The organism is Promicromonospora sp. NPDC023987 (assembly GCF_040639055.1).
In the GTDB taxonomy this organism is placed as follows: domain Bacteria; phylum Actinomycetota; class Actinomycetes; order Actinomycetales; family Cellulomonadaceae; genus Promicromonospora.
Window position 1 is genome coordinate 1 of record NZ_JBEZZF010000114.1, and the last position, 9,515, is coordinate 9,515.

At 70.8% G+C, this 9,515-nt stretch carries 10 protein-coding genes and 1 pseudogene; 9 read left to right on the forward strand and 2 right to left on the reverse strand.

All coding sequences use genetic code 11. The annotated features are described in order from the left end of the window. Window positions 1–134 precede the first annotated feature (134 nt). The 7 genes from AB0F40_RS26500 to AB0F40_RS26530 all read left to right on the forward strand — a co-directional run bounded on the left by AB0F40_RS26500 (window position 135) and on the right by AB0F40_RS26530 (window position 8,104). Window positions 135–1,676, forward strand: coding sequence for a xylan 1,4-beta-xylosidase (locus AB0F40_RS26500; protein WP_357475102.1), 1,542 nt, complete (start codon window positions 135–137; stop codon window positions 1,674–1,676). A gap of 70 nt (window positions 1,677–1,746) precedes the next feature. Continuing rightward, the gene (locus AB0F40_RS26505) at window positions 1,747–3,807 is read left to right on the forward strand and encodes a beta-galactosidase (RefSeq protein ID WP_357475104.1); all 2,061 of its coding nucleotides are present in this window, start codon (window positions 1,747–1,749) and stop codon (window positions 3,805–3,807) included. After that, window positions 3,804–4,508 (forward strand): DUF624 domain-containing protein, encoded by a 705-nt coding sequence (locus tag AB0F40_RS26510; RefSeq protein ID WP_357475107.1) that lies wholly within the window; start codon window positions 3,804–3,806, stop codon window positions 4,506–4,508. The genes AB0F40_RS26505 and AB0F40_RS26510 overlap by 4 nt, the downstream gene beginning before the upstream one ends. 105 nt (window positions 4,509–4,613) lie before the next feature. Then, the gene (locus AB0F40_RS26515) at window positions 4,614–6,290 is read left to right on the forward strand and encodes a metallophosphoesterase (RefSeq protein WP_357475110.1); all 1,677 of its coding nucleotides are present in this window, start codon (window positions 4,614–4,616) and stop codon (window positions 6,288–6,290) included. Between the two features lie 57 nt (window positions 6,291–6,347). Then, window positions 6,348–7,268 carry a hypothetical protein gene (locus AB0F40_RS26520; RefSeq protein ID WP_357475112.1) on the forward strand — a complete coding sequence of 307 codons (921 nt, stop codon included), beginning with the start codon at window positions 6,348–6,350 and terminating at the stop codon, window positions 7,266–7,268. Window positions 7,269–7,404: 136 nt separating this feature from the next. Then, window positions 7,405–7,644 (forward strand): hypothetical protein, encoded by a 240-nt coding sequence (locus AB0F40_RS26525; RefSeq protein ID WP_357475115.1) that lies wholly within the window; start codon window positions 7,405–7,407, stop codon window positions 7,642–7,644. Window positions 7,645–7,762: 118 nt separating this feature from the next. After that, window positions 7,763–8,104: a YnfA family protein gene (locus AB0F40_RS26530; RefSeq protein WP_357475118.1), complete on the forward strand. Its 342-nt coding sequence runs from the start codon at window positions 7,763–7,765 to the stop codon at window positions 8,102–8,104. A 107-nt stretch (window positions 8,105–8,211) separates the two neighbouring features. Here the strand turns inward: AB0F40_RS26530 and AB0F40_RS26535 are convergent, their stop codons facing one another. Next, a complete protein-coding gene (locus tag AB0F40_RS26535; RefSeq protein ID WP_357475122.1) occupies window positions 8,212–8,619 on the reverse strand; it encodes a type II toxin-antitoxin system death-on-curing family toxin in 408 nt (135 codons plus the stop codon). An 8-nt stretch (window positions 8,620–8,627) separates the two neighbouring features. Then, window positions 8,628–8,813 (reverse strand): ribbon-helix-helix protein, CopG family, encoded by a 186-nt coding sequence (locus AB0F40_RS26540; RefSeq protein ID WP_253873565.1) that lies wholly within the window; start codon window positions 8,811–8,813, stop codon window positions 8,628–8,630. Window positions 8,814–8,965: 152 nt separating this feature from the next. On the opposite strand from AB0F40_RS26540, the gene AB0F40_RS26545 reads away from it, so the two are divergent. Further along, complete coding sequence (locus AB0F40_RS26545; protein ID WP_357475125.1) at window positions 8,966–9,136, forward strand: hypothetical protein; 171 nt, start codon at window positions 8,966–8,968, stop codon at window positions 9,134–9,136. Between the two features lie 97 nt (window positions 9,137–9,233). Continuing rightward, window positions 9,234–9,515: pseudogene (locus tag AB0F40_RS26550) on the forward strand (hypothetical protein); the annotation flags it as partial.

The following is a 9,515-nucleotide window of genomic DNA, read 5'->3' on the forward strand; positions in this document are numbered from 1 at the left end:
AGCGGCGGGGCGAGTGCCTCATCCGCGACTTCCAGGCCCGGTACGGCCGGGCGAAGGTCATGGCGCCGTGTCGGCCCGGCGCGGCTGAGCCGACAAATACCCCGCACTCAACGACGTAGCAGGAGAGGAGAGGTGTGGAGCGCATCATCGTTCCCGCGCGGTCGGTCGGGGTGCTCGGGGACGCCTGGCGGGCGTGCGTCGGCACCGGACGGTTCAACCTCGCGCTGCGCCAGGACTACCAGGACTCCCTTGCCCTGGTGCAGCGCGAGATCGGCTTCCGGTACATCCGCGGCCACGGCCTGCTGCACGACGACGTCGGCGTCCACCGCCCGTACGACGTCGGCGGCCGCCGCGGCACCGCCTACGTGTTCACCTACGTGGACCAGGTGGTGGACACGTACCTGAGGCTCGGGATCAAGCCGTTCCTCGAGCTCGGGTTCATGCCGACGGGCCTCGCCTCCGGCGACCAGAGGGTGTTCTGGTGGCTGGGCAACGTCACCCCGCCCCGTGACCACGCCGAGTGGGCGAGGCTGGTGCGGGCCCTGCTGCGGCACCTCATCGACCGGTACGGCCTCGACGAGGTGCGGACCTGGCCCGTCGAGGTCTGGAACGAGCCCAACCTCACCCACTTCTGGAAGGACGCCGACCAGGACGCGTACTTCCGCCTCTACGAGGCGTCGGCCCTGGCCGTGAAGGACGTCGACGCCGGGCTCCAGGTGGGCGGCCCCGCCATCTCGCCGGGGGCGGACGACTGGTGGGAACCCTTCGCGGAGTTCGTCACCACGCGCGACCTGCCCGCCGACTTCCTGTCCGTGCACGCCTACAGCTCAGGTCCCGCTCAGCATGTTCCGTTCGGCGTCTACCAGACCTTCCGCCGTCCCCAGCACCTGCTCGACCAGTTCGCCAACCCCCGCAAGCTCCTCGCCGGGACGGCGCTCGCGGACCGGCCGCTGCACGTCACGGAGTTCAACACGAGCTACCGGCCCGACAACCCCGTGCACGACACGGCGTACAACGCCGCCTACCTCGCACCGGTCCTCGCGGAGGGCGGCGAGCACGCGGACTCCTTCGCCTACTGGACGTTCAGCGACGTCTTCGAGGAGGAGGGCGTGCCCGCGGCGTTCTTCCACGGCGGGTTCGGGATGCTGGCCCACCGGCAGGTGCGCAAGCCGACCTTCCACCTGTACGCGTTCATGGCCCGGATGGGGCAGGAGGTGCTGGCCCGCGGCGTCGACCACCTGGTGACGCGCCATCCGGAGACCGGCCAGGTGACGGTGCTCGCGTGGCAGCCGGTGGGCGGCACCGAGGACCCGGCCGAGCCGGACCGGCACGAGCTACGGCTGAGCATCCCGGTCGCGGCAGGCTCGACCAGCGGGACGCGCGTGTTCGTCCTGCGGCACGACGTCGACGAGTCCGCCGGCAACGCCTGGGCGGCGTGGTGCGAGATGGGGCGACCCGCGTCGCCGTCGGGCAGGCAGCTGGACGCGCTGCACGAGGCGAGCGAGCCCGCCCGGCGCGCGTACTCGCTGCCCGTGACCCCGACCGGATCGGCCGGCGAGGCGAGGGTCGACCTCGACCTGACGCTGGCCCGGCACGGCGTCACGCTCGTGACCCTGGACCCGATCCGTGACGAGACCCCAGCGTGGCTGGACGACTCCCGGATCCTCGGCCGTTGAGTGCTGGCTATTTGTCAGCTCAAAACGATTCAATCCCACAAATACCCAGCACTCAGCGGATGGAGCAGACGTGATCGACTCCAAGATCCTGTACGGCGGCGACTACAACCCCGAGCAGTGGCCACGTGCCGTCTGGGAGCAGGACTACGCGGCGTTCGACCTGGCCTCGATCGACACGGTGACCCTCAACGTCTTCTCCTGGGCGACCGTGCAGCCGGGCGAGGACACTTACGACTTCGCGCAACTCGACGCGGTCGTCGCCCGTGCGGTCGACGGCGGACGCCGCATCGTTCTGGCGACGTCGACCGGCGCACTGCCGCCGTGGCTGGCGCACCAGCACCCGGAGGTGGAACGCACGGACTTCCAGGGGCGCCGACACGTGTACGGGCAGCGGCACAACGCCTGCCCCAGCTCCCCGGTGTACCGGCGGCTCTCCGCGGAGCTGGCCGGCCGGATCGCCGAACGCTACGCCGGCACACCCGGCCTCGTCGCCTGGCACGTCGGCAACGAGTACGGCGGGTTCGACGGCGGCTGCTGGTGCGACCTGTGCGCGGCAGGGTTCCGGAACTGGCTGTGCGAGCGGTACGGCACCCTCGCGCGCCTGAACGACGCGTGGAACGCGACCTTCTGGTCGCACACGTTCACCGACTGGGACCAGATCGTCCCGCCGAACATGCTCAGCGAGCACTGGCGGGGTCCCGACCACACTGCGTTCCAGGGCATCACCCTCGACTACCGGCGGTTCATGTCGGACGCGATGCTGGCCAACTACCGCGACGAGAAGATGCGGATCCGGGAGCACGATGCGACCACGCCGGTGACGACCAACTTCATGGGCATGTTCCGGCCCATCGACTATCACCGCTGGGCCGCCGACCTCGACGTCGCGTCCTGGGACAACTACCCGCCGGGGCAGCGCGAGCACGCCCGCATGGCCCTGGCGCACGACCTCATGCGCGGCCTCAAGGACGGCGCTCCGTTCTGGGTCATGGAGCAGACGCCGACGATCACCGCCTCCCGCGACGTGAACCCGGTGAAGCGGCCGGGCGTGCTCCGGCTGTGGTCGTGGCAGGCCATCGCGCACGGCGCGGACGCCGTCCTCTACTTCCAGATGCGGCAGTCCAGGGGCGCGTGCGAGAAGTACCACGGCGCAGTCCTGGACCACGCCGGACGCACGGACACCCGGTCCTTCCGGGAGGTCGCGGGCCTGGGCGCGGAGCTCGCCGCCCTGGGCGACGCAGTGGTCGGCGCGCGGACGCCGGCCCGGGTCGCCCTGCTGTTCGACTGGGACAGCTGGTGGACGGCCGAGATGACAGACGGCTTCAACCGGCACGTGAAGTACCCGGCGGTCGTGCTGGCCTACTACCGCGCGCTGTGGTCGGCGGGCACGCAGGTCGACGTCGTGCCGGTGACGGCGGACCTGTCGCGGTACGACGTCGTCGTGGCGCCGCTGCTGCACGTGCTGGGGGGCGACGTCGCGGAACGCCTGGAGGCCGTGGTGCGGCGCGGCGGCTCGCTGCTGACCACCTTCTGGTCGGGCCGCGCAGACGAGGACGCCAACGCCTACCTCATGGATGCGCCCGGACCGCTCGGGCGGGTGCTGGGCGTGCGCGTCGAGGAGACGGACTCGGCGGAACCGGGCGTCGTGAACCCGGTGACGCTCCGTTCGCCGGTCGAGCCAGTCGAGACCCGGTCCGACGCGACGCTCGTCTTCGAGGTGCTCGTGCCCGAGGGCGCCGAGGTGATCGGCACCTACGGCGCCGAGTTCTACGCGGGTACGCCGGCGGTGACACGCCACCGCCCCGACGGCCCCGACGGCGGCGCGGCCTGGTACGTCGCGACCGGCCTGGACGACGTCGGCGTGGACTGGGTCGTGCGACGGGTGCTCGACGGGCACGGCCTCGTCGGGCCGTACGCCGACGTGCCCGACGTCGAGCTCGCGGTACGGTCCAAGGACGGCGTGCGGTTCGCGTTCGTGCTGTCGCACTCCACCGAGCCGGTCGAGGTGACGGCGCACGCCTCCGGCGTCGACCTGCTGACCGGACGTGGCGTACGGCAAGGAGAGGCCCTCGTGCTCAACCCGACGGACGTGCTCCTGCTGCGCGAGGACGCGCCGGAAGAACCGGCGTGAGCTCCGCCGGAGGGGCGCGAGAGGGCGCGCGGCGGGAGTTCGGCGAGGGTGTTCTCGGCCGGGTGACCGCCGTCGTCTACTGGTACCTGATCGTCGAGGCGCTGCTCGTGGTCGCCGCCCTGCCAGGGGCCGTCGCGTCGCTCTTCCTGGAGCGCACGCCGGGCAACGCGCCGCTGTTCGCGCTGTGCCTGGTGCCGGTGGGGCCGGCGGTGTCGGCCACGCTGTTCGCGCTCCGCGACCGGACCAGGGCCGAGGGGCTCACCCCCGCGTCGTCGTTCTGGCAGGGGTACCGGCTGAACTGGGCGGACGCGCTCAAGGTGTGGGTGCCCGGGCTGGTCGTGGGGGTGGTGATCCTGCTGGGTCTCGCGAACGTCGGTGCGGGCGGGGTGCCCGGCTGGTACGCGGGCGCTCTGGTGACGATCGGTGCGGGCCTGGCCCTGTGGCTGGTGAACGCGCTGGTCATCGTGTCGTTCTTCGCGTTCCGGACCCGGGACGTCGTCCGGCTGGCCGCGCACTTCCTCGGCGCCCGTCCGCTCGTCACGCTGGGCTCGCTCTCGCTCCTGGTCCTGGCCACGGGGATCGTAGCGCTGACCACCGAGGCCCTGTTCGGTCTGTTCGCGGTGGTGTGGCTCGCCCTCGTCCTGCGCAACGCGCGGCCCCTGCTGGCCGACGTCGAGAACCGGTTCACCGGCGAGTCGTGAGCCGCTCGGCGCCGTTCACCTGGGCGTCGACCGTGGGTCTGGCGTCGGACACCTCGTGGTCGTAGCGTCGGCGCCGGACGATCCAGGTCGACGAGAGGCCCCCGCATGACCTCCACTTTCCGCGCTCGGACGCACCGCACGGTCGCAGTGCTGCTGGGCACGAGCCTGCTCGCCGCGGGCACCGTCGGTACCGCCGTCGCCGGCCCCGGCCGGCCCGGGCAGCCCGACACCCGCGGCACCGACGACGTGCTCTACCGGCAGGGCTTCGACTCCCTCGCGGACGGCCTGCTGCCGCGCTCCGAGGACCCGGGCATCGAGCCCGGCACGGTCGGCTGGACGCACGAGGCACCACGCGGCTGGTCCGTCGAGAACGGTCCGGCTCTGGCAGAAGGCGGCGTGGAGGAGTGGCGCGGCTGGTCGTTCACCACCCGCGACTTCTGGACCGACGCAGAGGACCAGATGCGCTACCGGTTCGCCCGCGCGCAGGACGTGATCGCCGTGGCGGACTCCGACGAGTTCGCCGACGGCGCCGGCACGCCCGGCAGCTACGCGACGACGCTGGCCTCCACGCCGATCAAGGTCAAGGGCCGGGACGAGGTGGAGCTCACCTTCGACTCCCACTACCGCGGCTGGGCCGGGCAGACCGGCCGGGTCACCGTCGCGTTCGACGGCGGCGCGGAGACCGAGGTGGTCCGGTACGACAGCGACACGGTGACCGACGACTACGACGGGGCACTGCTGAACGCGACCGAGACCGTGCCTGTCGACGTGCCGCGCGGCGCCAAGCGGGCGGTCTTCCGCTGGCACTTCACGGCGGACGCGAACTCCTGGTACTGGGCGATCGACTCGGTATCGGTCCGCGCGCCCCTGCCCCCGGCCGACGGCGACCCGACGTCGGCGTGGGTGCTCAGCGACATCCAGGGCGACCCCGACGACCTCGGCCACGCCGTGCGCGACCTCGGCGCCGTCCGCCCGGACGCGGAAGGGCTGCTCATGGTGGGCGACATCGTCGCCTCTGGCTCACCCGAGCAGTGGCAGGACGTCGACGACGTCATGACCGGTGCTGCCGACGTCCTGCCCGAGCAGGTGGTTGCGGGAATCGGTAACCACGAGAGCTACACGGGCGAGCCGTGGGAGGTCCTGCGCGACCGGTTCCTCGACTTCGCCCAGCGGGACCGGGTGTGGGACGAGTACCTGCTGGAGGGCTCGGGCGGCGCGGTGCCGGTCCTGGTCCTCGGCCAGGAGGAGGCCCGCCCGCCGGAGGTCCCGATGTCGCGCGAGCAGGTCGAGTGGCTGCGCGACCGGCTCGCGTACTGGTCCGACCGGGACAAGCAGGTGCTGGTCATGTCGCACTTCCCGCTCGGCGACACGGTCTCGGCGTCGTGGATCCCCTGGTACAGCGACAGCTACCAGTACAACGACGAGCTGACCGAGCTGCTCGGCGCCCACCCCAACGCGATCCTGTTCAGCGGGCACACGCACTACCCGTTCGAGCTCGGCGACTGGGCGGTGCAGCGCCGCACGGCGGGAGGCCACCCGGACGGCTTCTGGACGGTGAACACCGGTGCGGTCCAGGTGGAGTGGGACGCACGCGGCGAGAGCACGTCCGGCATCGAGGAGGTCGTCACGCGCGACGTCAACCGGGGGCTCACGGTGGACGTGTTCGACGACCGAGTGGTCGTCGAGGCGCGGGACTTCGGCACGGTGGACGCCCAGGCGCCCGACAACGACGTCAACGAGGTGGTCCGGTCCGTGACCATCCCCAACCCGCTGGTCGGGTAGCGGGCGGTATGGCGGGGAGACGTTGTCCGATCTGGGGCGTTGCGTCAGGGTGAGCGCATGGTGATCAAGCAGGGGGACCCGGTACGGCTGACCTACCGCTATCTGCGGCTGGCGATCGTCGCGGTGGTGCTGGTGCTGTTCGTGTCGTTGGCGATGCAGATCGCCGCCGACCACGGGAGGCTCGGTTCCGGCGAGGAGTGGTGGCACGCGTCGATCAGCGCCTACTTCTACTCGCCGGTACAGAGCATCTTCGTGGGCACGCTGGTGGGCATCGGGACGTGTCTCATCGCGATCAAGGGCCGGCACGGGGCCGAGGAGGTGCTGCTCAACTTCGCGGGCATGTTCGCGTTCGTGGTGGCGCTGGTCCCGACGCCGCTCGACGCCGCGATGTGCACCGGCGAGCCGTACTGTCTCGACGTGCCGGAGCGGGTGGGCAACAACGTGGGGACGCTGCTCCTCGTCGGTGGCCTGGTCCTGGTGCTCGCGACCTGGCCACGGCGGCGCGACCTGGGCAGCCGCCAGGGGGCCGACCTCTGGCTGACCTGGCTGACGTGGGCCACGACCGGCACCTGGCTGCTGGCGTGGCCGGCGAGCTTCCTTGCGTTCGCCCACTACGCCGCGGCGATCCTGCTGTTCGTCTGCCTCGTGGCCGTCGCCTGGATCAACGGCTCCGACCACGCGGTCACGGCACAGGCGCTCGAGCGGCTGCGCGGCATGTCGGCGGCCGCGTACCGGGTCTGGTACCGCTGGATAGCGGTGGTGATGGCCGTGGTGCTCGTGGTGGGTCTGACCACCATGGTCGTCCTCGACCGGTACCTGCCGGACCTGTTCCCGCAGACGCTGTTCGTGGTCGAGACCGTGATGATGCTGACCTTCGCGCTCTTCTGGCTGCTCCAGACCATCCAGTTCTGGGACATCGGCCTGCCGGCGCGCGCACTTGTCGAGAACCGGAAGGCTCCTGGCGACACCCCGCTGTAGGTGCGCCGAGGCGTTCTTCCGGGTGCGCGGGGACTGGGTGCGAGCGAGGCGCGGCCGCCGTACGGTCGAGGAGCGGCGGCGTGGACGTCTCTCCACGGTCACGCCGTCGCACCACCCCATCGGGAGGGAGCCCAGCATGAGCGAGAGCGAGTACGACCAGAACGAGGCAGCGTCAGGCCACGTGCCCAGCCCAGGACCGCAGGCCGTCCCCGGCCAGGACCGTGATACCGCGGACCGTGCGGAGACCAGGGCCGCGGAGACGCCGACGGAGAACCCGGGCCCGGCGGAGGACGACGAGCGGTCGGAGGCGATCCCCGGCGAGGACCCGGAGGACAACCCCGACCTCGAGGGCGAGGAGCGGTTCGACGCCGGCTGAGCGCCGGGCTTGACCGTCGAGCCGGCTCGACGGTCTACCGTCGGGGCATGGACAGGACGAGGATCCCCGAGCCGACGCCGCTCGGCCGCCCGCTGCCCGCGACGGAGGTCCCCGCCCTATGGACGTGACCCGCTCGATCATCCTGTTCCTCGCGGCGGCCGTGTTCGAGATCGGCGGCGCCTGGCTCGTGTGGCAGGGCGTCCGCGAGCACAGGGGCTGGCTGTGGATCGGCGCCGGGGTGATCGCGCTCGGGCTGTACGGGTTCTTCGCGACCCTGCAGCCCGACGCCCACTTCGGTCGGATCCTCGCTGCCTACGGGGGCGTCTTCGTGGCCGGGTCGCTCGTCTGGGGCATGGTCGTCGACGGCTTTCGCCCGGACCGGTGGGACGTCACCGGGGCGTTGATCTGCCTGGTCGGCGTCGCGGTGATCATGTACGCGCCGCGCGCGACGGCAGGCTAGGCGGTTCGACAGGGATCTATTCGACCGCTGGACATGACGCTACTCGTCCATTGGACAAGGCGAACGGTTGGGCGACATGCCATCGCGGATGGCAAGCGCGCAAGGCGTCAGGTGAGCCGGTTCTCGTCCGGCGCGAGCGGCGCACGCCAGTTCGCGAGCACCTCGGCGATCTTCGCGACGTCACGCTGTGATCCGTCCGCCACGGCCATGACCAGTTCGTAGACGTCGTCGAGCGGTGGGTCGAAGTAGAAGCCGTTCACCTCGTAGAAGGTTGCGACGGCAATGAGACCGAGGCGCTTGTTCCCGTCGATCAGCGCGTGGTTGTTGACAGTGGAATCGAGCAGCGCGGCAGCCTTGAGCTCGATCGTGGGGTAGGCCTCGACGCCCATCATCGAAGATGCTGGGCGGGTGACAGCGGAATCGAGCAGGCCTGGGTCGCGGACCTCGACGGTACGGCCGAGGAACTGTTCCGCGATCCATAGCAGCTCGGATGCGGTCAGATATCGGATAGCCATGCTCGGTGCTACTTGAGCCGGTCGAGGACCGGGCCGAAGCGGTCGACGGCGCGCTGGACGACGTCCTCGAAGTGTGCGCGCTCGTCGACGAACACGCGGATGGCCTCACGCGCGGCCTCCTGCTTCGAGATCCCCAGCCGTTCGGCAGTGGCGGTGAGAGCGCGGTCCTCTTCTTCGGTAAGGCGGAGTGTCATAGCCATTAGTGTGACTCCTCTGGACCAACGTCGCGCTCTGGATCGACCTGAAACCAAGGTATCACTCTGATACCAGACTGGAATTCCGGGTTGGAGGTCCGCACTCGAAACGGAGCCGATGGCTTTCCGGCTCGCTCCCCGTCGGACCTTCCATGGCGAAGAACGCTGGGGACAGCCCGCACTCCCGCGTGCAGGAGGCCGTCGACCGTCTCGTGGCCGACGGCGGTGAGGCCGACCTCCAGGTGGCGGTCATCCACAGGGGCGAGCTCGTCGTCGACGGGGTGAGCGGCCTGGCCGACGCCGGGCGACCGGGCGGACCCTGACCTGGTGGCTCCACGAGGCCGTGACCTGGTCCGCCGCCGGCGAGGCCGACCGGCTCGTCGCCGAACTTTTCGCTACCCCACCCCGAGGAGCCCGACCATGAACGAACCGCTGACCATGCTCGACGCCCGGTTCAGCGACCCGGACGCTGAGCCGACCAGCTGGCAGGCGACCCAGGAGGTGCTCGAGAACGCTCAGATCACCTGGCTGACCACCGTGCGCGTGGCCCCGCGCTGGTGTTCGCCGTCGACCCGTCCAAGGTGCTGGCCTTCGGCAAGGGCGAGTTCAGCCACACGCGCCACGTGCCCCGGCGGCCTTGAGTGGTCGGTAGAACGTCAGGTGATCGGCAACCCGGGTTACCGATCACCTGACGTTCTACCG

What these genes read in the sequence shown, in the direction of transcription:
- AB0F40_RS26515 (WP_357475110.1), top strand. Translation starts at nt 4,614, where the DNA reads ATGACCTCCACTTTCCGCGCTCGGACGCACCGCACGGTCGCAGTGCTG.
- AB0F40_RS26520 (WP_357475112.1), top strand. Translation starts at nt 6,348, where the DNA reads ATGGTGATCAAGCAGGGGGACCCGGTACGGCTGACCTACCGCTATCTG.
- AB0F40_RS26525 (WP_357475115.1), top strand. Translation starts at nt 7,405, where the DNA reads ATGAGCGAGAGCGAGTACGACCAGAACGAGGCAGCGTCAGGCCACGTG.
- AB0F40_RS26530 (WP_357475118.1), top strand. Translation starts at nt 7,763, where the DNA reads ATGGACGTGACCCGCTCGATCATCCTGTTCCTCGCGGCGGCCGTGTTC.
- AB0F40_RS26535 (WP_357475122.1), bottom strand. Translation starts at nt 8,619, where the DNA reads ATGGCTATCCGATATCTGACCGCATCCGAGCTGCTATGGATCGCGGAA.
- AB0F40_RS26540 (WP_253873565.1), bottom strand. Translation starts at nt 8,813, where the DNA reads ATGACACTCCGCCTTACCGAAGAAGAGGACCGCGCTCTCACCGCCACT.
- AB0F40_RS26545 (WP_357475125.1), top strand. Translation starts at nt 8,966, where the DNA reads ATGGCGAAGAACGCTGGGGACAGCCCGCACTCCCGCGTGCAGGAGGCC.